This window comes from Companilactobacillus sp. (genome assembly GCF_022484265.1).
Taxonomy (GTDB): Bacteria; Bacillota; Bacilli; order Lactobacillales; family Lactobacillaceae; genus Companilactobacillus.
On record NZ_JAKVLR010000001.1, the window covers coordinates 2,611,805 to 2,634,422 of the forward strand.

Annotated in this window: 39 protein-coding genes and 9 tRNA genes; 38 read left to right on the top strand and 10 right to left on the bottom strand. The window is 35.4% G+C overall.

All coding sequences use genetic code 11. The features are described from left to right. The first annotated feature begins 13 nt into the window (after positions 1-13). The 8 genes from LKF16_RS12630 (at position 14) to LKF16_RS12665 (ending at position 719) form a co-directional block, all read left to right on the top strand. Positions 14-87 (top strand) — tRNA-Asp (locus tag LKF16_RS12630). A gap of 5 nt (positions 88-92) precedes the next feature. Further along, a tRNA-Phe gene (locus LKF16_RS12635) sits at positions 93-165 on the top strand. 5 nt (positions 166-170) lie between these two features. Then, positions 171-253: transfer RNA gene (locus LKF16_RS12640), tRNA-Tyr, on the top strand. A 5-nt stretch (positions 254-258) separates the two neighbouring features. Further along, positions 259-329 (top strand) — tRNA-Trp (locus LKF16_RS12645). A gap of 27 nt (positions 330-356) precedes the next feature. Continuing rightward, positions 357-429, top strand: a tRNA-His gene (locus LKF16_RS12650). Between the two features lie 8 nt (positions 430-437). Continuing rightward, a tRNA-Gln gene (locus tag LKF16_RS12655) sits at positions 438-509 on the top strand. A gap of 19 nt (positions 510-528) precedes the next feature. Then, positions 529-599 (top strand) — tRNA-Cys (locus LKF16_RS12660). Positions 600-634: 35 nt separating this feature from the next. After that, positions 635-719 (top strand) — tRNA-Leu (locus LKF16_RS12665). 175 nt (positions 720-894) lie between these two features. Here the strand turns inward: LKF16_RS12665 and LKF16_RS12670 are convergent. From LKF16_RS12670 to LKF16_RS12705, 8 genes are all read right to left on the bottom strand, one after another. Then, positions 895-1,023: a hypothetical protein gene (locus LKF16_RS12670; RefSeq protein WP_291711912.1), complete on the bottom strand. Its 129-nt coding sequence runs from the start codon at positions 1,021-1,023 to the stop codon at positions 895-897. Positions 1,024-1,033: 10 nt separating this feature from the next. Continuing rightward, positions 1,034-2,017 (bottom strand): tyrosine-type recombinase/integrase, encoded by a 984-nt coding sequence (locus LKF16_RS12675; RefSeq protein ID WP_291711909.1) that lies wholly within the window; start codon positions 2,015-2,017, stop codon positions 1,034-1,036. Positions 2,018-2,063: 46 nt separating this feature from the next. Further along, positions 2,064-2,822, bottom strand: a complete 759-nt coding sequence (locus LKF16_RS12680; protein WP_291711906.1) for a DUF1828 domain-containing protein — start codon at positions 2,820-2,822, stop codon at positions 2,064-2,066. A 30-nt stretch (positions 2,823-2,852) separates the two neighbouring features. Continuing rightward, complete coding sequence (locus LKF16_RS12685; protein ID WP_291711903.1) at positions 2,853-3,299, bottom strand: DUF6978 family protein; 447 nt, start codon at positions 3,297-3,299, stop codon at positions 2,853-2,855. Between the two features lie 139 nt (positions 3,300-3,438). Beyond that, positions 3,439-3,753, bottom strand: a complete 315-nt coding sequence (locus LKF16_RS12690; protein ID WP_291712471.1) for a hypothetical protein — start codon at positions 3,751-3,753, stop codon at positions 3,439-3,441. Between the two features lie 287 nt (positions 3,754-4,040). Continuing rightward, positions 4,041-4,475 (bottom strand): hypothetical protein, encoded by a 435-nt coding sequence (locus tag LKF16_RS12695; protein WP_291711900.1) that lies wholly within the window; start codon positions 4,473-4,475, stop codon positions 4,041-4,043. 159 nt (positions 4,476-4,634) lie between these two features. After that, complete coding sequence (locus LKF16_RS12700; RefSeq protein WP_291711896.1) at positions 4,635-5,039, bottom strand: ImmA/IrrE family metallo-endopeptidase; 405 nt, start codon at positions 5,037-5,039, stop codon at positions 4,635-4,637. Beyond that, positions 5,032-5,358, bottom strand: coding sequence for a helix-turn-helix domain-containing protein (locus LKF16_RS12705; RefSeq protein WP_291711894.1), 327 nt, complete (start codon positions 5,356-5,358; stop codon positions 5,032-5,034). Before LKF16_RS12705 ends, LKF16_RS12700 begins: the two co-directional genes overlap by 8 nt. Before the next feature lie 255 nt (positions 5,359-5,613). Between LKF16_RS12705 and LKF16_RS12710 the strand changes: the two genes are divergently transcribed. Together LKF16_RS12710 and LKF16_RS12715 are read left to right on the top strand one after the other, a co-directional pair. Continuing rightward, entirely contained in the window at positions 5,614-5,826 is a 213-nt protein-coding gene (locus LKF16_RS12710) for a Thoeris anti-defense Tad2 family protein (RefSeq protein WP_291711891.1), read from the top strand. Positions 5,827-5,911: 85 nt separating this feature from the next. After that, the gene (locus LKF16_RS12715; protein ID WP_048702599.1) at positions 5,912-6,091 is read left to right on the top strand and encodes a hypothetical protein; all 180 of its coding nucleotides are present in this window, start codon (positions 5,912-5,914) and stop codon (positions 6,089-6,091) included. On the opposite strand, the gene LKF16_RS12720 is transcribed toward LKF16_RS12715, so the two are convergent. Further along, complete coding sequence (locus tag LKF16_RS12720) at positions 6,084-6,524, bottom strand: hypothetical protein (protein ID WP_291711887.1); 441 nt, start codon at positions 6,522-6,524, stop codon at positions 6,084-6,086. The two genes, LKF16_RS12715 and LKF16_RS12720, sit on opposite strands and share 8 nt — an antisense overlap. A gap of 63 nt (positions 6,525-6,587) precedes the next feature. Here LKF16_RS12720 and LKF16_RS12725 point away from each other — a divergent pair, with 63 nt between their 5' ends. The 24 genes from LKF16_RS12725 (at position 6,588) to LKF16_RS12840 (ending at position 20,052) form a co-directional block, all read left to right on the top strand. Beyond that, a complete protein-coding gene (locus LKF16_RS12725; protein WP_291711885.1) occupies positions 6,588-6,791 on the top strand; it encodes a helix-turn-helix domain-containing protein in 204 nt (67 codons plus the stop codon). A gap of 21 nt (positions 6,792-6,812) precedes the next feature. Continuing rightward, positions 6,813-7,544 (top strand): phage antirepressor KilAC domain-containing protein, encoded by a 732-nt coding sequence (locus LKF16_RS12730; RefSeq protein WP_291711882.1) that lies wholly within the window; start codon positions 6,813-6,815, stop codon positions 7,542-7,544. A gap of 528 nt (positions 7,545-8,072) precedes the next feature. Next, positions 8,073-8,390: a DUF771 domain-containing protein gene (locus LKF16_RS12735; protein ID WP_048703788.1), complete on the top strand. Its 318-nt coding sequence runs from the start codon at positions 8,073-8,075 to the stop codon at positions 8,388-8,390. A 139-nt stretch (positions 8,391-8,529) separates the two neighbouring features. Continuing rightward, a complete protein-coding gene (locus LKF16_RS12740; protein WP_291711876.1) occupies positions 8,530-8,709 on the top strand; it encodes a hypothetical protein in 180 nt (59 codons plus the stop codon). A gap of 686 nt (positions 8,710-9,395) precedes the next feature. Beyond that, the gene (locus LKF16_RS12745; RefSeq protein WP_291711873.1) at positions 9,396-9,533 is read left to right on the top strand and encodes a hypothetical protein; all 138 of its coding nucleotides are present in this window, start codon (positions 9,396-9,398) and stop codon (positions 9,531-9,533) included. A gap of 323 nt (positions 9,534-9,856) precedes the next feature. Further along, the gene (locus LKF16_RS12750) at positions 9,857-10,069 is read left to right on the top strand and encodes a helix-turn-helix domain-containing protein (RefSeq protein WP_291711870.1); all 213 of its coding nucleotides are present in this window, start codon (positions 9,857-9,859) and stop codon (positions 10,067-10,069) included. After that, a complete protein-coding gene (locus LKF16_RS12755; RefSeq protein ID WP_291711867.1) occupies positions 10,044-10,223 on the top strand; it encodes a hypothetical protein in 180 nt (59 codons plus the stop codon). The genes LKF16_RS12750 and LKF16_RS12755 overlap by 26 nt, the downstream gene beginning before the upstream one ends. After that, positions 10,208-10,384, top strand: coding sequence for a hypothetical protein (locus LKF16_RS12760; protein ID WP_291711864.1), 177 nt, complete (start codon positions 10,208-10,210; stop codon positions 10,382-10,384). The genes LKF16_RS12755 and LKF16_RS12760 overlap by 16 nt, the downstream gene beginning before the upstream one ends. 38 nt (positions 10,385-10,422) lie before the next feature. Beyond that, positions 10,423-10,617 carry a hypothetical protein gene (locus LKF16_RS12765; RefSeq protein ID WP_291711862.1) on the top strand — a complete coding sequence of 65 codons (195 nt, stop codon included), beginning with the start codon at positions 10,423-10,425 and terminating at the stop codon, positions 10,615-10,617. Next, positions 10,617-11,096 (top strand): siphovirus Gp157 family protein, encoded by a 480-nt coding sequence (locus LKF16_RS12770; protein ID WP_291711858.1) that lies wholly within the window; start codon positions 10,617-10,619, stop codon positions 11,094-11,096. Before LKF16_RS12765 ends, LKF16_RS12770 begins: the two co-directional genes overlap by 1 nt. Continuing rightward, positions 11,097-11,831, top strand: coding sequence for an AAA family ATPase (locus tag LKF16_RS12775; RefSeq protein ID WP_291711856.1), 735 nt, complete (start codon positions 11,097-11,099; stop codon positions 11,829-11,831). It begins immediately after the preceding gene. Beyond that, positions 11,770-13,089, top strand: a complete 1,320-nt coding sequence (locus tag LKF16_RS12780) for a DEAD/DEAH box helicase (protein WP_048703770.1) — start codon at positions 11,770-11,772, stop codon at positions 13,087-13,089. Before LKF16_RS12775 ends, LKF16_RS12780 begins: the two co-directional genes overlap by 62 nt. Positions 13,090-13,091: 2 nt before the next feature. Beyond that, positions 13,092-13,601 (top strand): DUF669 domain-containing protein, encoded by a 510-nt coding sequence (locus LKF16_RS12785; RefSeq protein ID WP_048703767.1) that lies wholly within the window; start codon positions 13,092-13,094, stop codon positions 13,599-13,601. Between the two features lie 3 nt (positions 13,602-13,604). Beyond that, entirely contained in the window at positions 13,605-14,399 is a 795-nt protein-coding gene (locus tag LKF16_RS12790; protein WP_048703764.1) for a bifunctional DNA primase/polymerase, read from the top strand. After that, positions 14,383-15,687 carry a VapE domain-containing protein gene (locus LKF16_RS12795; RefSeq protein WP_064505399.1) on the top strand — a complete coding sequence of 435 codons (1,305 nt, stop codon included), beginning with the start codon at positions 14,383-14,385 and terminating at the stop codon, positions 15,685-15,687. Before LKF16_RS12790 ends, LKF16_RS12795 begins: the two co-directional genes overlap by 17 nt. 249 nt (positions 15,688-15,936) lie before the next feature. After that, entirely contained in the window at positions 15,937-16,281 is a 345-nt protein-coding gene (locus tag LKF16_RS12800; protein ID WP_291711844.1) for a VRR-NUC domain-containing protein, read from the top strand. Positions 16,282-16,498: 217 nt separating this feature from the next. Then, complete coding sequence (locus tag LKF16_RS12805; RefSeq protein WP_291711841.1) at positions 16,499-16,912, top strand: hypothetical protein; 414 nt, start codon at positions 16,499-16,501, stop codon at positions 16,910-16,912. A gap of 130 nt (positions 16,913-17,042) precedes the next feature. After that, the gene (locus LKF16_RS12810; RefSeq protein ID WP_291711838.1) at positions 17,043-17,222 is read left to right on the top strand and encodes a hypothetical protein; all 180 of its coding nucleotides are present in this window, start codon (positions 17,043-17,045) and stop codon (positions 17,220-17,222) included. Then, on the top strand, positions 17,222-17,536 hold the full coding sequence (locus tag LKF16_RS12815) for a MazG-like family protein (protein ID WP_048702373.1): 315 nt from the start codon (positions 17,222-17,224) through the stop codon (positions 17,534-17,536). Before LKF16_RS12810 ends, LKF16_RS12815 begins: the two co-directional genes overlap by 1 nt. 230 nt (positions 17,537-17,766) lie before the next feature. Next, positions 17,767-18,150 (top strand): hypothetical protein, encoded by a 384-nt coding sequence (locus LKF16_RS12820; protein WP_291711835.1) that lies wholly within the window; start codon positions 17,767-17,769, stop codon positions 18,148-18,150. Positions 18,151-18,219: 69 nt separating this feature from the next. Further along, on the top strand, positions 18,220-18,393 hold the full coding sequence (locus LKF16_RS12825; RefSeq protein WP_291711832.1) for a hypothetical protein: 174 nt from the start codon (positions 18,220-18,222) through the stop codon (positions 18,391-18,393). 2 nt (positions 18,394-18,395) lie between these two features. Next, positions 18,396-18,920: a transcriptional regulator gene (locus tag LKF16_RS12830; RefSeq protein WP_291711830.1), complete on the top strand. Its 525-nt coding sequence runs from the start codon at positions 18,396-18,398 to the stop codon at positions 18,918-18,920. A gap of 86 nt (positions 18,921-19,006) precedes the next feature. After that, a complete protein-coding gene (locus tag LKF16_RS12835; RefSeq protein ID WP_291711828.1) occupies positions 19,007-19,720 on the top strand; it encodes a DUF559 domain-containing protein in 714 nt (237 codons plus the stop codon). Between the two features lie 262 nt (positions 19,721-19,982). Continuing rightward, positions 19,983-20,052: transfer RNA gene (locus tag LKF16_RS12840), tRNA-OTHER, on the top strand. A 555-nt stretch (positions 20,053-20,607) separates the two neighbouring features. Here the strand turns inward: LKF16_RS12840 and LKF16_RS13110 are convergent. Then, positions 20,608-20,691, bottom strand: a complete 84-nt coding sequence (locus tag LKF16_RS13110) for a putative holin-like toxin (protein WP_225418291.1) — start codon at positions 20,689-20,691, stop codon at positions 20,608-20,610. 226 nt (positions 20,692-20,917) lie between these two features. Here LKF16_RS13110 and LKF16_RS12845 point away from each other — a divergent pair, with 226 nt between their 5' ends. The 4 genes from LKF16_RS12845 to LKF16_RS12860 all read left to right on the top strand — a co-directional run bounded on the left by LKF16_RS12845 (position 20,918) and on the right by LKF16_RS12860 (position 22,617). Further along, entirely contained in the window at positions 20,918-21,268 is a 351-nt protein-coding gene (locus tag LKF16_RS12845) for a hypothetical protein (protein ID WP_291711824.1), read from the top strand. A gap of 79 nt (positions 21,269-21,347) precedes the next feature. Continuing rightward, positions 21,348-21,539: a hypothetical protein gene (locus LKF16_RS12850; protein WP_291711822.1), complete on the top strand. Its 192-nt coding sequence runs from the start codon at positions 21,348-21,350 to the stop codon at positions 21,537-21,539. Beyond that, positions 21,526-22,035, top strand: a complete 510-nt coding sequence (locus tag LKF16_RS12855; RefSeq protein WP_291711819.1) for an HNH endonuclease — start codon at positions 21,526-21,528, stop codon at positions 22,033-22,035. The genes LKF16_RS12850 and LKF16_RS12855 overlap by 14 nt, the downstream gene beginning before the upstream one ends. 96 nt (positions 22,036-22,131) lie before the next feature. Then, positions 22,132-22,617, top strand: coding sequence for a phage terminase small subunit P27 family (locus tag LKF16_RS12860; RefSeq protein WP_291711817.1), 486 nt, complete (start codon positions 22,132-22,134; stop codon positions 22,615-22,617). Position 22,618: the final 1 nt, after the last annotated feature.

Sequence of the window (22,618 nt, forward strand, 5' to 3'; positions counted from 1 at the left end):
GTTTTAAAAGTTTGGTTCCTTGGTCTAGTCGGTTAGGACGCCTGCCTGTCACGCAGGAGATCGCGGGTTCGATTCCCGCAGGGACCGTTAATGGCTCGGTAGCTCAGTTGGTAGAGCAATGGATTGAAGCTCCATGTGTCGGCGGTTCGATTCCGTCCCGCGCCATTTTTGGAGGGGTAGCGAAGTCTGGCTAAACGCGGCGGACTGTAAATCCGCTCCTTCGGGTTCGGTGGTTCGAATCCACTCCCCTCCATAAATAGGGATATAGTTTAATGGTAGAACTATGGTCTCCAAAACCATCAGTGTGGGTTCAACTCCTACTATCCCTGTTTACCAGGATTTACATTTTTATTATGGCGGTATTGGTGAAGTGGTTAACACACCGGTTTGTGGCACCGGCACACGTGGGTTCGACTCCCACATACCGCCCTTGTTATTGGGTTATAGCCAAGCGGTAAGGCAATGGACTTTGACTCCATCATGCGCTGGTTCGAATCCAGCTAACCCAATTGATTCATAATTGAATATGGCGGTATAGCCAAGTGGTAAGGCAGAGGTCTGCAAAACCTTCATCACCGGTTCAAATCCGGTTACCGCCTTTGGCTTATGCCTAAGTACTCAATGTTTATATCATGCCGGTGTGGCGGAATTGGCAGACGCGCGGGATTCAAAATCCCGTTCCTGTATAAGGAGTATCGGTTCGACCCCGATCACCGGTATAGAAACTTTAATCAAACCGACTGTAAAGCCAAAACAGTAAAGCCTGTAAATGTTGTTAAATCAATGTTTACAGGCTTTTTTTGATGCTGTTATCTTTCTGAAAATACGATTAAAAAATGGCACATTATTGGCACATTTTTACAAGTTGGCACATCATGTGCACACTCTGGCACACTATAAATCATTCATTAATAGTACAGTTCTATCTTCATTTTCCTTACGAGTATCCTGCAACAAATGTACATATGTTTTGATCGTGATAGCCGTGCTTGAATGTCCTAAACGTTCAGATACATAATCCAAAGATATGCCTTTAGCAATCAAAATTGATGCATGTGTATGACAAGCCATGCATGGTTATTTTATTTTTAGTCTTTAATTTTCTTTCATAATTTATCAGTACCTTATTCGCAGCATTGTCACTTGGAATATTGTACCTATTATTGATAAATACAAAATTATGTTTATTTTTAAATCCTTGCTTGAGAAATAGGGAACGCTGTTGTAATTGTAGTTTTTTTAAGAATTTAATTAGTTCAGCATCCACGGGTATCGTTCTCATGGATTGCTTATTTTTCGTTGGACCAAATCCAGAACGAGTTTTATAATCATAAGTTTTATTGATCGTGATAGTTCTGTTCTCAAAGTCTATGCAGTCGTATGTCATGCCTATAATTTCGGCAAATCTCGCACCAGTTGAGATTGCAAACACGATAATGGCTGATGAGATGTCGTACACAGAAGCGCGCTCATACGCTAGTTTTTTGAGCTGTGAAGCTTCCTCTGTTTCCAAAAACTTTAAATCGGGGTCTTTATTTGCTCCACCAGATAGCACAGCATTTCTAGTAAAATCACGAGTAATAATTTTTTCGTCCAGAGCATCTTGCAGGGAAGCACGTATGTAACCATTGATCCGTGATGTTGAATCTTTAGTGTGTGTTGATCCATAGTTATCCAAAAATTGTTGATATTGTATCTTAGTTACTTTTTTGAGAGGAGTATTTCCAAACTTCTCTTTAATGAGCTTAGTGGCGTATTTATATTTTTCGTCTGTTGATGTGGAGAAACGTCCGATCTTATAAGTGTTAGACCATTGTTCAAAGTAATCTCCAAAGGTTGCAGTTTCTAAATCAGAGATACCATAGTTATATTTTTTATTTTCTATTTCAGCTGCAGCAGCAACTGCATCTGATTTACGTTTAAATCCTTTCTTATTTATCGAATGACGTTTACCATTCGAATCACGATAATACACTCTATATCCATAGTTACCAGTTTTGCCAGTTATTTGTGCCATGGTAACACCTCCTAATTTTGGTAAAAATAAATAAGCCTTTTAAGGCTTAATTACGTAATTTCAAAATGGAATTTTTATCGCTCCATGGAATAATATCTAAACCACGTAAATTAGCAATATTCTGGGCTTTATCTTGAATACTATGATCAGCATCGTTAAAAATCACAGAGTAATTTATATTGTCATCATTACTTTTGATATCTTCATACGTGACAATCTCAGAGGATATGCGTTGAAAATCAGGATTATTGAGTATTTGAATTAGTTGTGATGGACGACTCTTTGATCCACCTATGGAATAAGAAATTTTATAAGGATTGCCACTACCTCCAATAAAATCGTGTCCAGGAAGTCCCTTAAACTCATTATCGTCAAAGTAGTTTATAACATCCTCAAGAAAAAGATTCGTAACATTATTCTTTCGGGTCATTACTAAATCGTTAATTCTGAGAATGGTTTGAATTAACGATTGTTTCATGACAGGAAAGTCTTCTTTTTTTCCGTCAATTCTTAATAATTTGCTATTTGAAAGAGTTACATTGAATGATTGAATTATACTATTTATGATTCTCGATCTGACATCGCTATTAACATCTATGCCTAAAAGAATCAAATCATTAAGAGTATTACCATCATCAGATAATCTTATTTTCCCTTGATCTAATGGAGAAACATAAATTGCTATTCGGTCACCAATTATATTTGTAAAAGGAGTCATTATTTCATCTCCATCATCAAATGAAGTAACTGAATATTTTTTTTTCATCCATTTAAGATAATTATCTATCCATTTGCAAGTGTCCATTATTAATTTCTCCTTTCTATATCAAATACATTATACAAAATCTGTGATTATTTGAACTCCATTTAAGTCAACGTTAATGAATTTTAAAAATGAGGTGAAATTTTCAACAACGTTGGTTAAATCATTTAAACAGTTCTTAAGTTGTTCAGGCAGCTGGTTTTTAGGTAAAACTGTTTGATCAATGATAGACTCCCCACAATTAAAGATGTGTAAATGGGGTGTAGGGATATCATTATGGTTAGTTCCAATTATATCAAATCTCATCATTGGAACATGTGATTTTGAATTAAGAATCAATGTTAATTTGTTTTTGTTAATATGTCCCGTACGACAAACGGTACTATCAAATTTTTCTTTTGAGGTGAATTTTCCTCTCAATTTAAAATTTTTTTGAAGACCCTCAGCAGGAATTGCAAGTAAATTGTTGTTAGAGTCTTTATCAAGTATAATTAGCTTTGAATAATCAGCTGCTTCCATAGTTTCCTCCAGTAATAATTTTTATCCATGCCTTGGCATGGCTTTTTATCTACCTTAAATTTGTTTCTTTTTGGTATTAATTAGAATAATAAGCCTACGGTGAGACCTAGATTTATTGTGGATGTTGAAAATTAGACTATTAATTTCTAAACTTTGTATTTTTTACTTTCCAATCTTCAAGTTTTATTTGAACCCAAAAAAAATAAATACCAATGGTCACAAACATAAAAAGAAGCCATTTTATCCAATTTCCAAATAATCCCATCGGAGTGCCATAAAAATGCATTCGATGTCCTTCTATAACCGTATGATTGATTTTCCATCCATAAATCCAACATAAAGTCCAAGGATATAGTATCCCGCCTGAAAAAATAGTAATGAAAAACCCCAATATCCTTAAAACAACTAAATGAATTAATCCACCATCAAAGAAGGAATTACGTCCATGCTTAATTTCTCCTTGATGATAAGTTGGTTGTCCATATTGTTGAGGGAAAAAATCTTGATTAAAGTTCTGTTGATTGTAATTAGGTTGATCATAATTTTGTTGCGATTGTGAATATTGTTGTTGTCTACGCCTTCCAACTCTGGAATTTGCATTAGATGGCTGATTGTACGGATTATAATTATTGTCATCCATTTTTTTTACCCCTATAACATTTCAGCTTTTAAAGTCATCAGTGTTTGGACAGAGAACTAATAATCATTTTAAAAATAAATAAACCTAGTAATAGACTTACATTATTTTTGGATAGTCCCAGTTTGTTTGGCAAAGCGTTTTGCAATATTGATATTCCTTTGCCGTTTACTACTTCTTAGTACTCCTCGTTTCGAAAGATCGATCATTGCTGACTTATTTAAACTAGACAACTGGTCAGGTACATCTTTTTTAATATCATTCGTTTCAGCTTTATAGTCAATATCATCTTTTCCAAGAAAATCACGATATACTTGACCCATTAATTGTTCACCTAAATATAGTCCGTTTTGGTCAATCATTCTTTTTGTAAGAATTTTTGTTGCAGATATAGTTTTCTTGGGTATACCAACATCATCCTGATCAACAAAATCTTTTTCATCATCATATTTATCAGTTAGAGCAAATTCGTATCCGTAGACTATTTTCTTTATGAGTTTTTCCTCTTGTTTGATCCCTTTATATTCTTTAATGCTCAATAGGGCGTGACCATACGGAATCCACGGTCCTATGCTCATATAAATCACTATGATTATTACACCAAGCAATGAACTGCCAACTATATATTTTTTTTGTGTCCATGATTATTTTTGCGTCTTTCAGAACGTGTAGTGTTCATGTTAGTCCTCCTATAACTATCAGTAGTTTAAATAAAATTCTTCATTAATTACATTTTCTAAATATTGTGGTATTTTGAAAGCCTTCATAAAATCAACACTGTTGAAATCTTCTAATGGACGTTCATCAGTGTAATAGGGCAACAATAATTTGATTGCCTGTACATTTGCTCGTCCTTCAATTCCGTATTTAGAAGGTGAGAAGTACAAACAGTTGGAATCATCTTTATTTATAAGATGTCCCATTTCATGGGCTAGCTGAAGTGGCAATTGTTCTGGGTCGTGCCAACTTCCGTTAACTACGATTGTTTTTGTATACGGATTAACAGCAGATGGTGTACGGCTAGAAAATCTATTATCGACTATGACACTATAGCCAAAGCCCATGGCTTTATTCATTAAAGAAGCCATTATGTCATTAATCATTCTTTTCCCCTCCACGCAATAATCGTTTCATTAATTCAATATCTTCAGGTGGTATTGGACGTCCTTCAAAAGTCATAATCACATCATTATCGGCAATGTCTACTTGCTTCTTTTTGTCTGCATCAGAAGTTTCGCCAGTTAAATATTCGACAGTAACTCCCAATGTATTTGCAATTGCCCTTAACGAATCATATTTTGGATTAACGCCTTGGTTATATCTGTATATGGCATTAGTACTCATTCCAGATTTTTCAGCAACTTGTTTTAAAGTTAGTCCTCTTTCTTTAGAAATTTTTTTAATTCTCTCAAACGTTGTCATAGTAGTATTCTCTCCACGTTTGATGAGTTAACAATACAATAAAATTACACAAATGTGTTTACAAATTACACTTATGTGTTATTATTAATTCATCAAGTAATTGAGCAACAAAAACACATGTGAATGTTGATAAGCTTTGGTGAGCAGGAATCAACAAACGTTGATAAAGGTTTATTTGCTATGCTTTTATAGTACACAAATGTGTAATGATTGTCAACAACTTGATGAACAAATAACAAAGAGGAGGCAAAAGATATGAAAATACAAGAGGCAATTATTGAAGCCAAAGACAAGCAAAAAGGCATCTCACGAAAAAAGTGGATGCCTGGACCGCAAATGATAATGGTTCCCACTAATACTTCTGCCTGTTTTATTATCGTGCCTAAAGACAATATGAAACAGCTAGGTAAGAGATGGAACCCAACAGCCGAAGATATCCTTGCTCATGATTGGATGGTTATGGGATAAGAAGTTTAGACAAATCAAAAATGATTTTTCCAAAAAAGAAGATGAATAGAATGAACAAATTAATAAGCGAAGGAGGTGAGCGGATATGAATGATGAAGAATTTACTTTAGAAAGTTCCATATATGGAAGAGCATCAATGGAAATTGCTTTGCAAAATGGAAATGAATTTATGGATCTAATAAAAAAAGCTCAGCAAGATTCTGCTGAACTTCAAAAAGATTTAGAAAGACTACAACATCTGAATCCTATTTTTAAAACTAAATAATTCCAACCGGACGCATAGTGCCGAGATAATCATAAAACTTGAAAACGGTTTTAGGCATATCAAGGAATTCAATATTTGTCACAAAAGGATCGATTGAAGGGGCGTCTAATGTTTTTACCAAATTGTTTAACTTCTCAAAGACAACTGGATAATTCGCGGAAACATCATTAAAACCAAACGGATCAAAACTTTCCTTAAAGGACCTATTCAGTTCTGGAAAGTTACTGCTGTTAATATTTTTAATCCAATCTGCAACAAAAAGTTTTCCTTTAGTTTCATTCACTGCTTTTGAGTTTTCTCGATTCTCAAAGCCTTCTGAACAAAAGACAATTTTTCTCTGATCGAATTCTATATCGGATTTGGAATTTTTCTGAATCCATGAAAGACCATATATAAAAATCTGAGACTGTTTCTCAGTTAATATCTTATCCATATTATTTCACCTCTAATATTTTGGGATAACTAAAGTATAACAACAGAAAGGAGATGTTTTTTTATGCCAGAAGAACAATTCGCAAAGGTAGCACATGACATTGAACGATCAATCAAAGTTGAATTATTGAATCGAGATATGACTCAAAAAGAATTAGCCGAACTAATTCATGCTAATCCACAGCAACTAAATAGAGCTATAAAAGGCGATATGACACCTAAGTCACGAGAATTGCGTGAACAAGTAGCACGAATTTTAAATCTATAAAAAAAGGAGGAAAAATAAATAATGAACAACTTAGTAATTATGAAAGATCAACAAGCAGTAACTAGCAGTTTACAAGTTGCGGAAACATTTGATAAAAGCCACAAGCATGTATTAGAGGCGATCGACAACTTAAAAGAGGGGGTGGCCGAAAATTGGGCAGACCTATTTTACGAAGATACATACATTCATCCTCAAAACAGACAACCATACCGCGTAATTTACATGAACCGTGATGGGTTCACATTACTAGCAATGGGATTCACAGGCAAGAAAGCTCTTAAATTCAAAATGCAATATATTGAAGCTTTTAACAAGATGGAAGACCAAATCAAAACAGGTGGTTTCAAAATTCCATCGACAATGGCTGAAGCATTGCGTTTGGCAGCAGATCAACAAGAACAGCTTGAACTAATGAAACCCAAAGCGATATTTGCAGATTCGGTAGCAACATCACATACCACCATCTTAGTTGGTGATCTTGCCAAAATCATCAAAGGAAATGGCGTTGATACTGGTGCAAGACGTTTATTTCAGTGGATGAGAGACAACGGTTATCTGATTAAGCGCAAGGGTGCAGATTACAACTCACCAACTCAAAAATCAATGGAAATGGGATTGTTCAAAATCAAGGAATCGAGCCACGTTAACGGTGATGGGGTAACTGTCGTTACTAAAACTCCAAAAATTACAGGTAAAGGACAACAATACTTCGTAAATAAATTTCTTGCAGATCAGCAGTTAGAAATCTTATAGACGTTTGATGAACAAATTAATGAATGGAGGAGGTGAACTATCAGTGAAAAAATACGATTTCATTTACTTTTATAAAAATTTTTTCAACCAATGGATACCGCTGAGCGTCGGTCATACTAACGACTTGTCTTTGGTTTTATGGAAGAAGGACAACGTAAAAGAAGACCTACAACGAGCGGGATGTAAGCCTTCAAAAAAAGTATTCATATATATAGACGGCCGGGTGTTTCTAGTTAGGGATTACCCATTTGATATAACAATGAGGTGAAAAAATCACATAGCTTAATTATAACAACAGAAAGGAGTACCCACATCTCAGAACAACAAGTGGTAAATTATTTTACTAATTTATCGAATTAAATTAAAAAAGAGCTTTTAGACAGAAATATGTCTCAAAGAGAATTAGCCACATCATTGAATCTTAATCCACAGTAAATGAACAGTGCCATTAAGGGTGGAATGACACCTAAAGACAAATTGATTAGAGCAGAGATTAAGAAGATTCTCGAAATTAAGGAGGGTTAAGCCATGCAAGAAATGACATTGAATGTTCCAGATGAATTATTAACCACATTGATTAAACAGCAAATCAATAAAAAGCAGACGGAGTTAACCGAAATCAACTGGGATACAAAGACTGCAGCAAAACGAACCGGAATTAAAGAAGATCGTGTAAAAGCCATCTTCCGTAATCAGAAGTGGAAACACGAGCTCGATGCTGAGAACGGTGGATCAGTCTTATACCCCTATCAAGGGCAGGGATACCAAATCAATCCAAAACGATTTACCGAGTTTTGCGATAAACATTGGTTTGAAATCATGAATTTAAATCCAAGGAAGCGATGAAGATGATAAGAATACCAATGATCGTATGGTTACCGGTTTTTACTGGAGTATTGACTGGTCTGATCACGTACTTATTTACTAAATACAAAACGTGGGAAAACATTAAGAAACATATTTTTGGATTCTAGGAGGTGAAAATATGGATTCCGAAGATGAAATTAAGGAACTTATGAAAGAAGTAAGCCATTTAAAAATGTTACTGGCTTTTAGTCCTGAAATTCTTGAATGTGGGGAATATCGCGATTGGGAACTTGTTAAAAAACACGGTGAACCAGTTGATATGCCACAAGAGTATGAAGTTATTTTGCTAAAAAAATAAACACCTACAAGGAGGTGTTATGGAAGGTGTTATTATTTTAGATTTTATTGAATGGATTATTGCGTTGATTTTTTTAATCGGATCATTTCTTCTTATTCCGATATTCAACGTAAAAATCATGAAGTGGCTTATTTATCAAATTGCTAAAGATTGCAACAAACGAGATGACCATCGTTAGAATGGTAAATTCTCTTTCATTTAAAAAGAAAATCATTCCTAAAATCATCGAAAAGACGTTAGAACAAATCAAGTACCATTTAATGAATAAATGCATTTTTGTTGAATATCTATCAATTATTACCGGACTCTCAGTTAGATAAATTATTGATAATAAAATCAAAAGAAACATAAATTCTATAACTAAATAGAACAAAAATAATTTTAAGTAATTGATTTTTGAAAGTTTGAAAATGATTGCATTTGTGGAAATCAATTTGTTTTTAATATTAATAATCAACGAGACTATTAGGACCATCAGAACGATTGCAAGTATAAAAGAAATGATTTTTTTTATTTTCATATATTGAATTATACCAAAGGAGATATCAATTGAAATTTAGAGCAAACAAAAAGACCCATTTTTCAAAAAAACGGGCCACAAAAAGTAAGATGATATGAATATTATATTACAAAAAGCAGAAATAAAAATCAATTTATTTGATTATAAACACCCGGAGGTGTTAATTATGAAGGAAATTGATTTTGAAATAACTAATCTTGAGGAATTGACAAATGAAATAAAAAAAGCCAGTCAGTTGAGTGAACAACTTAACCAGGCTTTGGAAAATATAAAAAACTTTGAACCTAAAATCCAAGTTTTTTAATTGTATAAGCTTTAGCTGCTTTTGTTTGGTTGGTAATCGTGTCAGTTACTCCTGTAGGAAGTGGACTGATTCGAGGGCTTTGAATGTACCAATTAAATTGTTCATTGAGAAGGATAAATAAAATGTCCAGTATAGAAATACTTATTAGCTACACATTACCGATTATTTTACTAGTCGTTGCATTGATTGCTTTTGGTAGATGAGAGGATCTGATAGAATGCCTGGTTTTGACGAATGGCTAACAGATGACAGCCAACCAGATAACCAAGAACCATATTACCCGTCAGCAGAACCTGATGATATTGAAGAAGGGAGATGAGCACGTGAACAGAATAAAAGAGCTGCGTAAAGAAAACCATTGGACTCAAGCAAAGCTGGCAAAGTTTTTCTACGTGACACCTGACCTTATCAGCAAATGGGAGCGTGGATATGCAAATCCGCCTATTAATGATTTCCACACATTAGCTCAAATTTTTAAAGTTTCAATGGAATATTTAGGAGGTTACAGCAATGAACGCAATGGACGTGATAACTAATGCCATGTACGCCAAGTGGCAGTGGGAAACATTCAGAGACCGGCTTGTTCGAAAAGAACTTACATATTCAACAGCGGTTCAAGATTATTTGAAACTCGTTGATGAAATGAATAGAACCCAAAAGGAGCTAGAGAAGTTATGGACAACAAACTAGATGACTTGGTCGATATTGCAATGAAATATCAGAAAGCTAAACGGGCGTATATGTGGATGCCAACCAAGCGCAACCGTAAAGAATATGCTCGGTTAGCAAATTTAATTGCCAAACAAAAAAAGCTCATAACCACAGCAATGGCTAAGAGCACAGAGAAATAATATTTACACACAAATTATAACACGGAGGAATGTTAAATATGAAGGAAGAAAAACTAGTATTAGAAAAACAACCTAAGTCCCAAGAAAATTATTCAAAGCCAGTATTTATTGACAGTGAGTTATATAAAAAAATCGTTGAATTGAAGTCTGAAACTGGTATGCCTATTCGTCAAATTGTTAATCGATTCGTTGAATACTCTATTGACCACGTGGAAATCAAGGAGGACATGTAATGGCCACTCTATATGAATTAACTGGAAGTTATTTAAAACTACTTGAATACGCCGAAGACGCTGATCCAACACTTTATCACGACACTATGGACTCTATAACTGATGCTATCGAAGATAAAGCGGTCGGTTATGCCAAGGTTGATAAAGAGCTTGCTAAAGATGAAGTGGCACTTAAAGAAGAAGCTAAACGCTTGTCGGCAAGAGCAACTGCTATCGCCAACAATCGCAAACGGTTGAAAAGAAACTTACAGGATTCAATGGCTGCTATCGGAAGTAAAAAAATTAAAACACTAGGATTTACCATCTACATTCAACGAAATAATCCGTCAGTAAATATTCTTGATGAGCATGAAATTCCCGATTACCTATATGAAACAAAGCAAGTCTTAGATAAGAAAAGAATATCCACAATGTTTAAGGAAGGAAAAGACGTTCCAGGTGCTGAACTAACTCACTCGGAATCGCTGAGGTATAGATAAATGGCAATACATTCATTAAAAGATGTTTCTAAGACGGATAAGTTTCGAGTAGCTCTGTATGGGAAACCTGGTGTAGGAAAAACAAGTGCAGCTAAATATTTGATTGGCAAAACTCTAATTGTTCCATTTGACAACTCTGAGAAAGTTTTGGGTGGCTTAGGAATTGATTCAGAAACTTTTGATAAAAGCGTTCCCACTGATGAGCTTACAAGACTTGTAACAGATTTACCCAAAGAACTTAAAGGATATGACAACTTAGTTCTAGACAATATTTCTGCATTAGAAAAAGCGTGGTTTATTGAACAAGGTCGTAAATCAAAAAATGGGATTAGAAACGAATTGCAAGATTATTCTGGTTGGACCAATTTCTTTATTCGTGTTATTGATTCTTTCTACCAATTACCAGTAAACATTCTTGTTACGGCGTGGGAAAATCAAGCACCATTTACAACAATGGAAGGTCAAACATTCAATCAATTTGCACCACAGTTAAGAAACAATGTTAGAGATACGTTCATGGGACTTACCGATGCTGTAGGAAGATTGATGATAAATCCTGAAACTGATGGCCGTGGAGTAATACTTGAAGGAAACGATAGCATCTATGCCAAGAATCGCTTGGACAACAGAAAGGCGTGTGCTATCGAAGATTTATTTAAGTGGGGTGATGTAGATGTATCAACTCCACAAGTATCAACAGGAACTGGTGAACAAGGCAAGACAGCAACTAAGTAATGGTAAGAAGTCAGTACTAATTATTAGTCCTGCTGGTTCTGGTAAGTCGGTCGTGATAGCTGAAATTGCTCGTCTAACGCAATTAAAAGGTGGACAGGTAATGTTTACAGTCCATCGGAAAGAGTTAGTCGAACAGATAATACAGTCATTTAAAGCCAATGGAGTAAATACAGATAACTGCACAATTATGACGGTAGGAAAAATAGTCAACCGATTGGATAAGTTGCCAAAACCATCATTAATAATTACTGATGAAACTCATCACTCACTAGCTAAAACCTACAAGAAGATTTATGAATACTATTCGGACGTTCCTAGATTAGGTTTTACTGCAAGCCCATGGAGGCTATCTGGTAAAGGATTAGGAGATATATATGAATCAATGGTTGAAGGTCCAACTGTTGAATGGTTGATTGATAATCATTACTTAGCCCCGTACAACTATTATTCAGTCAAATTGATTAACGACAACGAGTTGAAGAAGTCATCGACTGGAGATTATACAAACAAGTCAATTGATGATGCTGTTGGAAAAACGATCTTCGGTGATGTTGTTAAAACTTACCAAGAAAAAATAAACGGTCAAAAAACTATTGTCTATGCACACAGTATTGAATATAGCAAACTAGTCGTTCAACAGTTCAATAATGCAGGAATCAAAGCGGCACATGCTGACAGTAAAACGCCTGCCAAAGAGCGTGAACATATAATGGAAGATTTCAGAACTGGAAAGATACAAGTTCTATCCAATGTTGATTTAATCAGTGAAGGATTTGATGTTCCAGATTGCACAGCAGTAATCATGTTAAGACCGACTGAATCACTAGTTTTAGATATTCAACAATCAATGCGTTGTATGAGATACAAGCCTAACAAGACAGCAACAATCATTGATCACGTTGCCAATTATTCAAGATTTGGTTTACCAGATTCAAAACGTTATTGGACGCTAAAAGATAGGAACAAAACTCGGAAGAAATCAAATACGGATTCAATAGCTATCAAGCAATGTCCCAAATGTTTCTTCGTTATGAAAGGGAGTCCTTCTATATGTCCCAACTGTGGAGAGTCAATTAAGCCGGATCCTGTAGAAATGGACGTAAAGAAAGACGTCAATCTACAAGTTATTACTAATTATATTGTTACCAAAAAAGTAAGCGAGCTTCATAGTTACAAAGAATTACAGGAATATGCGAAAGCAAAAAATTATAAAAATGGCTGGGTTTACTACCAAGCTAAAACGAGAGGACTTTTATAAATATGTCATTATTCAAAACAGATTACTCAAATACAGGAAATAACAACTACGATACTCTACCAACAGATAATTATGAGGTGATTATCGAAGACATAACAGAGAATGCAACACCAAGTGGAGCGGAAACCCTACAACTTAAATTACGTGTTCGTAAAGATTTAGACAAAGCATTACCAGAAACTAACGGAAAATATCATAACAGAATTGTATTCATGGATAACTGGAAACGTAAAGCTACTAAAGATTATGACTGGGAAAGTATTCAAGATATTTTTAAGGCTGTTGGTGTTCCCGAAGGCCAAGAATATAACTCAATTGATGATGTTAGAAATGCACTAATTAATAAGCCCGCAAATGTCTATGTTAAAGAAGAAGACAATGAATACAACGGCAAGACAACTAAAGTTAATCGTGTAGCACCCTGGAATTTCAGTAAGACTGCGTATCCAGTTGATCCATTAGCTAGTCAAACAAATACTGTAGAAGTTAATGAAGACGACCTTCCGTTTTAGCTTATGGATTGTTTAGTCAATTACGCGGTGGCCTATGCAAAAAAAGGTATGAGTGTCCTGCCAATGAAAGACAAACAACCCTTGATAAAATTTGCGGATAAACCACCGCTAACACCCGATGAAATACGTAAAATATGGAAACAATATCCATATGCACAAATAGCTTTGAGAACCGTTAATTTTTTCGTTGTTGATATTGATGAACACCAAGATGGTGCTGATGGTTTTAAATCGATAGAACAATTTAATCATAAAGAATTACTGAAGGATACCCTGTCACAAAAAACTGCTGGCGGAGGAAGACAACTATTTTATCTGAAACGTAAAGATATTGAAGTAAGACAAAATATAGGTTGGTTACCTGGCGTTGACGTTAAAGCACATCCAAATAACTATGTTGTTATTGCCCCAAGTGAACGAAACGGAAAGAAATATGAATGGGAAAATCACAATCCTATCGTTACTCCAGACAGACAGTTAATTGAATTAATAAATGCTCGTGAGAAGGGAACTACAATAACTTTCTCTAATTACGATTCTGGGAAAAAGACTGCAACTACAAATTTGTTTGAAACAATCGTCAATGGCTTAGGTGACGACGGGACTAGAAATAATAGTTTAACTTCTTTTGTAGGCGGCCTCCTGTATCGAAATGTCCCTGACAAAGTGGCTTATCAATTAGCACAATTAGCTAATGAAAATACGCCTGATCCTTTGCCAGAACAGGAATTTAATCGAACATTTACATCAATGCTTACTAAAGATATGAGACGGCGAGGAGGTGGAAAAACTGGATAAAGAAGTAGAAAAAGCTATTCAAGAACATGAGAAAGTTGTTAAGAATCAGGAAATCGCGAACTTTCCAATACCTTTTAGCCTTAATCAATATGGCAAGCCTAAGCAAAATAGCTTAAAAAATGCAATGTTAGCAATTCGTTGCGATCATCTCTTGTGTGACACATTTGCATACAATCAATTTACTTATGAAATTGAGTTGAGAAAGACGATACCACAACTATATATCAATGATACAAGGATGAAAGACGAGTACATATCTCTTGTATTGGCATATATAGAAGATGAGTACGAAGTATTATTTCCAAAATCCATATTGGAGAATGCGATAACTAATGAAGCAATTGCCAATAGTTTCAATCCAGTGAAAGATTACTTAGATCATTGTTTTTCAAAGTGGGATAACAAGCCTCGAGTAGATTCATTATTAAGTACTTTTCTTGGAGTAGAGGACAGTGAAGTAACTAAACTTCAAACAAGATTATTCTTGGTCGGTGCTGTATTAAAAGTCTATAAACCCGCTTCTAAATTTGACTTTGTTCTAGATCTTGTAGGTGGTCAAGGAGCCGGTAAAACAACTCTTTTAAAGAAATTGTCCAATGGTTGGTATACAGATCAATTCAGTGATTTCAAGGACAAAGACGGATATGTGAACATGCTCAGGGCGTGGATTGTTAATGACGACGAAATGACTGCAACAGCTAGAAGCAGCTTTGAAGACTTGAAGAAATTTGCCAGTGCGGAACGTCTTGAGTTTCGTAAGGCATATGGAAGAATCACAACCAATGAATACAAAAATTTTGTGTTAGCTCGAACCACTAATCAAGTTCAGTATTTGAAAGACAAAACGGGTTCTCGAAGGTTCTTACCCAACTTGGTAAACAAAAAGGATCAATTACTAAATCCAGTTGACCATTTAACGCAAGAAGAAATTGATCAAATCTGGGGCGAAGCAGTTGGCCTTTATCAGAACGGTTTTTCTTTTCAATTGACAGAAGAAGAAAATAAGATGCTCGAAAAACATCGAGACGAGTTCATTTATGTAGAGCCATTCGAAGAACAAATAGATGAATTTTTAGAAAACAGTGATGTTGAATTTACTACTAGTGCCGACATTGCAAGTGAAGCACTTAATGTTGACAACTTAGCAACCAATCCAAGGCTTGGTAAGAAGATAAAAAACATTATGGACAACAAGGCTGGTTGGAAGTATGAAAGGAAAATGATTAATGGAATAAGAAAAAGGGGCTACGCAAAAATTGCCCACGTTGCCCACCAATTGCCCACCTAAGTGGGCAATGGCATCCCTTTAGTATCAACGACTTTCGGCTGATTGCCCATTAGGACACTATATTTTAATAAAACTTTTTATGTGTATGGATTTGACACTATATATAGTTTGAAGCATTTCTAGTGTCCAGCGGGCAATTACCCTTGTAATCCAAGTGGCAGTAAGAAAAAAATTGCCCACGGCTAGTGGGCAATCAGTGGGCAATTTTGCATTGTCAAATATTTTTTGTTTTATGACTATGGAGGATTAATGGAATCAGAACACAATATTCAGTCAAACATCATGGTTGAAGTAAGTAAAACTAACTGTACTATTTTCCGTACGAATGTGGGTAAGGTTCGAATGTTTGATGGAAGGTGGTTCGATACCGGATTGCCTAAGGGACATCCTGACTTATACGGATTTAAACATAGTAACGGAAAAGTATTTTATTTAGAAATTAAAAACAAAACTGGACGAGCACGTGAAGATCAGAAACAGTTTCATCACATGTTAACTAATCACGGAATTATTCACGGTATAGCTCGAAGTCCAGAGGATGCTTTAAAAATTATTGATGAGGAGTTGGTAGGTTATGGGTTCAGTGATTTATAAATGAATAACGAACATATTTATCGCAGCTTTATGGAACAGGCATTTGAAAACCACAACAGAAATATAACAAGTGCTATCGCACACGTGTATACATTTCAATCACAGCTACCTGCTGATTTCATGAAGGCTAACCATGAACTAACTACAAGAGAAAAGAACGAGATCATACGAGATATTTTATATCCGTTTTAGATTATCAATAAATTGGAGGAGAACAATGAAATATAAATTGAAACTAAATTATACAAAAATCGAACTAGATGAACTAAAACAACTTAGTGAATATTATGATAGTCCTATGAGTGCCGTGGGCAAGATAGTTAGGACAGAAGGAAGAAATCAAGCCTTTGGAAAATTGTGGTTAAAATATGAGTCTATTGCTGAGAGAAATGAGTTTGATTTAATGGCCGACATTAATAACGCGGTAATGGGAACTGCTATTTTTCCAGAACAGCAGTTATATTACGTCCTTGATGGCTATATAAACTCATCTTTATGTTGTAGTACGACTGTGATGGAATGGTCACACAAATATGAAGACTGGCGCGACTGTCGAATCTTCAAAACTAAAGAAGAATGGATACATCTTAACCCAGCGTACGAATCAATGTTAGCGGAGGTTGAAGAATAATAGCAAAGCTAAATAACCCTGAGATGAATGAGAAGTTTAGGAAACTTAATAAAGGCTGGAGAAAACTGGGTAAGCCGTTTCCTAAGTCACTTTCAACTAATAAGGAAAATAATGATAATGAGGTGGAAGAATGAAAACATGTGCAGAATGTAGCCAATCAATTGGCTTTGGAGAAATGTATTATTCGATTGGTGATAACTTTTTACAATTCAATTATTTTGAAAGGGAAGATGGATCAGACAATATTTTTTGTTCACAACAATGCTTGATGGATTCATTGTCCGTTGAACAAGATGAGGTGGAAGAATAATGGACAACGATTTAATTAAAGCAGTACAAGAATGGTCAAAAGAACGTGGCTTAGATAATAATGACCCAGCGAAACAATTGAATAAGCTGCAAGAAGAGATTGATGAGTTAAAGGAAGCATATAAGAATCATGATTTCTCAAATGCTAACTCAGGTTTCCCGGATTCGATTGGTGATGTGATGGTTGTCATGATTATCCTCTGTCAACAAACAGGATTCGATTTAAAAGATTGCTTGGAACTTGCAGTTGATACGATCAAGAATCGTAAAGGGAAGACTTTAAATGGTGTGTTCATTAAGGACGAGGGGGAATAACCATTCAACAATTAAGTAAGAGTAGATTGCTTGAGCTTGAAGAGGACTTTAAAGAGTATCAACAAGTTAATACCAACATTGCTGTGAGAGTTGTTGCTATTGAACATCCCTGGACTGAAAGTAACGGAAATCCAGAGGGTGATAGATTGATAAAAACACTGATTATCTTAAATTGTTGGAGGACATACAAAAATGATTTCGCTATGTCACACAAATGGGAGTGATCAAGAATGGTAGAAACACACGAAAAAATAATGTCTATGGTCCACGAACTAGAAGAAGAGTACGGAACGTTGTCAGCAACACCGCTTGATTCAGACAAGTTAAAGCAACTGCAGGATTATACCAAGTCATTGCCCAACGAACGTGGAGGCGGGTATATTCCTCGTCAATACACAATTGATGATATCCAGAAAGCACTGGACACTGGTGAGAAAAAGAGGGATATCACCAAACGTTTTGGGTTAAGTAGTGGCTTTATATTCGAGAATGTAAAAGCTGGCAGATTAGACGACAAAGCTTGGTCAATTAGCAGAAGAGCCATTAACCAGATTAAAAGTTATAAGAGGAACAAAGAACGACTAAATAAAGAAGCTAAGGATATGGGACTATGAATCTTGTGGAAACGCTAGACAAGGAAAACACTTGTGTGGGAGACGCTTAATAAATAGTGAGGTGGAACAATGAGATATCAAATAATCAAACAGATACAGACTGAAGAAACCAACGAATCATATCCAGTAGCACAATGCACGGATTTCACTTTAGCACGACTGATTGCAGACACACTCACTGATAATGAACCAAGCAAATCATATAAGCGTGTCACATTTATGGTTCAGCCGTGGAGAAACTAACAATGGAAAGAACTTCTATATTTGGCACTATTCCTATACGGGGTAACGTTCCAACTAGAGTGCAAGCAAACCCAAGTCCAACGGCACGTTTAAAATTAATGGGGGTGGTAAGTATCGAACTATCAAAACGAAAACTGGGGTATTTAGAAGAACTTTATGCAGATTACACGGACATTGATCATCTTATAGCAATCCGAAGAGATGAGATTGATCACCCGTGGAGAGAACAAGACACCAATACAGGTGGCGGGCGTTCTAGTCACGTGTCCAGACCACAAGAAGAAATTATTATCAAGCGTGAGAATGATATTCGGCTCCAGTGGCTACTTAAGTTGCAGGAAGCTGGTGATAAGGCAGTTGAACAATTTACTGACGAACAGCAACGTATGTACGAGTTGAAATACCTATCGAATGATTACTATGATTGGGATATTGTCGGTGACATCATGGGATATTCACATACCTCAATTTACCGTAAACGGTACAAATTTCTTGAGTTATTGGGTAAACAAATTGGGTATTGCTAAAGTGGTACTAGAATCGCTATTAATACCACCCCAAAAAATTTATTATAGTATTATAGCCTACGGCTATAAAATCTGGAGGTAACAGAATGAAAAAGTGTTGGAATTGCCATCAAGAAATTCCAGATGATGATTTAGTTACTTATGATGGATTATCATTTCATGAGCCTTGCAGAGATCAATACATTAGTAAACATGATGATATTACACAAGAATATCTAAAACTTAAAACCGTATTGATGTTTGATAGGGCTGTACATCAGATTGGACAATCATCAAATAACGATGATTATTATGAAGAAGCACAGATTGTTAAGCAATTTGCTTTAAAGGATGTAAATAAATTTCAATCATCTGATGAAATGATGACAGCTATGGAGTTATTGAAGAATAGAATTCAGATGAAAGCACAGTACAAAGTGTTTAATTACCGAGTAGACTTTTTACTTCCAGATTTAAAGGTGTGCTTAGAAATTGATGGTATGCTTCATAACTACAAGCAAATAAAAGATTCAAAAAGAGATGTAAAAATTCTAAACGCCTTAAATGAAGAAAGTCCAGGATGGGAGTTTGTAAGAATACCAACCGACTTGCTTGAACGAAATATCCAAAGACTAGTTCCTGCAATCAAGGCAGTTTATAAAGCCAAGCAAGAAGAACGAAGGAAACATAACGGTTTTCTCCCAACTAATTGGTCAGCAACAAACCGAGCTGCACAAATAAGTGTGGTAAGTCCAGAAGACGACGATTCAACAAAGGCATACAGAATGTTAATCAGTAGAGAGTTAAAGAAACAGATCTAGACAAGGATAGTCTATAAAACCAAAATAAAAACAAATTATTTTAACACAAAGACAGCCTGTCTCTAACTGCAGAATGATCTTTAAAAAAACGGCAACGTGAGTAAACACGTAATAATCTAGCTCAACGCTATTAATGCCTGCTTATGATAACGGCATGGCATTGTGGGGATACTGGCGTACGATAGTGGTTCGATTCCACTGATCCTCATTGGATATACATACCGGGAGTGTATCCATCCCTTATTCATAGAATCCTCCTCGGTGGGATGTATCCAGTGGTATGGATATACTATACGCTAGCAAGTATGCAGGTTCGATTCCTGCCATCCCAATATTAACCGTGCATGAAAAAAGTGGTGGTATCCCTACGGGGACCATTGCGATTGTATTAGTAGTTGACTTTGGTAAGCCGATCGGTTGGTTCAATTCCAGCCTCAGTTATTTGATCAAGTTCGGGTACCTGTGGTTCCGAACTGTGGACGGTGGTACTGAGCATACTAGTAAATACTCACAGGCTATTATTCGTCAGGTATAAGACGTTAAAACCATGTAGTGAGTTTTTCATGTTTTATTAGCTCAGTAACCATATCGGTATATGATTTAGAGGTTCGACTCCTCTTATGGTTATAGTGAGGAGTTGCTTAATTGTTTGATGAATTTATTTATAGGAACGCCACTGTGTCAATCCTCTTTATACTGGAATAGTTCACTAAAAAATTCATCAATTACTTGATTAATTTATTGCTTTACTACATAATAATGTTGTAAATAAAAAGCCAACACCTAGTGGAATAGGTATTGGCTGGTAGCACCGTGTAAGACGGCAGCTGCTTTCATTATTTTGTTAAAACTTTAAATAACCGAAAACTGGCTAAAGTTTATGACGGTTATTTTTTTTGATTAAATTTTAGTATGATAACTGTTAATGTTGAAAATGAAATCATCAACATTAAAGCTTGATACACGCTCATATTAACCTTTCTCAAGGTAACACTCACTATTAATCATAGGCATCACCTCATTTTTATATGAAGATTAGCCACCGTCTTAACTTGCTACAACGAAATTATATCATAGGGCATTACCTTAATTGGTAGTGCTTTTTATTTGCAAAATATTAATTTAATCATTGTGATACAATTCTCTTGAAAACATTTCAGGGGGAAATTTATGGTAGTTTACTCGGAGATATCTAATATGCTTAAAGACATTTCAAAGATTGCAAAAAAGATTAATGATTCAGAATTAAATTCTTCAATTATTGAACTTCAAGGACAGGTCATGGATTTATATAATGAAAATATTGAATTAGTCCACGACGTTTCCGAATTAAAAAAAGAAAAAGAAATTTCTTCAAATGTTTCATTTAGTAAAACAGGATACGTTTTATTAAATAAAACCGGGCCATACTGTCCAGGATGTTATGGGAAAAGCAAAAAATTAGTAAGGTTAACTTCTGCTAGAGGAACTAGAGGAACAAGACATTATTATAAATGTTCTAGTTGTAAATCAACATTTGATGTTCGTTTCGAGAATGATATAGAATAAAGTACTTCTGCTAATTTAGGTAGTGCTTTTTATTTTGCATCGCTAATTATAGCGGTGCTTTTTTATTGGAGGAAAACAAATGAACAATAACAATAAAACTAAATCAACAGGCTTAGGTTTTCTAGAACTACTCACTCTCATCTTTGTGGTTGCTAAGCTGCTATCATTCATCACGTGGTCATGGTGGTTAGTCTTCTTACCAATCATATTTAAAGTAGTGGTAAGTCTTATTGTCGGCGTTATAGATGGTATTGCCAATGCTGATGAGTAGATGTAAACATCTTGGTTGCCATACATTAGTACCGCGTGAAAAAGTATTCTGTGATGTCCACAAAAGCGATATACAACTCTATGAGCAACGTAAGGAAGAACAACGTAAACATATCAAGAGACATACCAAGTCTTATAACAAGCAAGCACGTAGTCAATCAGAGGAACGAAGACAACGTGAATCTTTCTATCATTCGAAGCAATGGAAGAAGATACGTGAGTATGTATTAACGAGGGACAATTACTTGTGTCAGTACTGCTTAAGGTTCGGCATCATTAGACCAAGCAAGACGGTAGATCACATTGTTCCAGGTCAAGTCGCTCCAGATTTGATAACTGATGTGGATAATCTGTCAACGATTTGTTATTCATGTCATAGAAGAAAGACTGATTGGGAACAAGGATTTTATAAGACCGGTTATAGAAATGATAACCAAAAAGTTCAGACAGATATTTTATTAAAAAATATTTCTGACTTGCCTAATTTTTCAAAATAGCCCCCGCCTACTGTCGCATGGGAGACAGCTCGCACAGTGGGCATGAGCTAAAAAAATAACCTCAAAATTAAAAGTTTTTACAAAGGAGGACGGGTATTGAACACACGAAATGCGGGTAGAAAGCGTAATTTAGCAGTTGTTGACAAGAACAAACCTGATCAAGCCGTTCATAAAAATAATCTGTTAAAACAAAATAATAAACAAGAGCCTTTTCCTGTTGAACCGCCTAGGCATTTAAACAAAGATGCGAGAAGTTTGTGGAAGTCTCTTGCTCCAGAATTAATAAAAATGGGCTTAGTTACCAAATCTGATCAGACTAACTTTGAAATGTTCTGCACTCAATATCAGGAGTATAGAGAGGCTTACGCTGCCATCAAAAAGCATGGAACAATATACAAAGATTCCAATGGAAACTTAAGGAAAAATCCTGCGGTTAATGTTTTAGATACATGTACAAAGAATATTCGTTCGTTAGGAATGGTTTTAGGAATTGATTTCAATTCACGATCACAACTTACTGATACCAAAAGTGAAGATAACAATATAGATATTGATGAAGCGATGAAGGCGTTTGGTGGTTAAT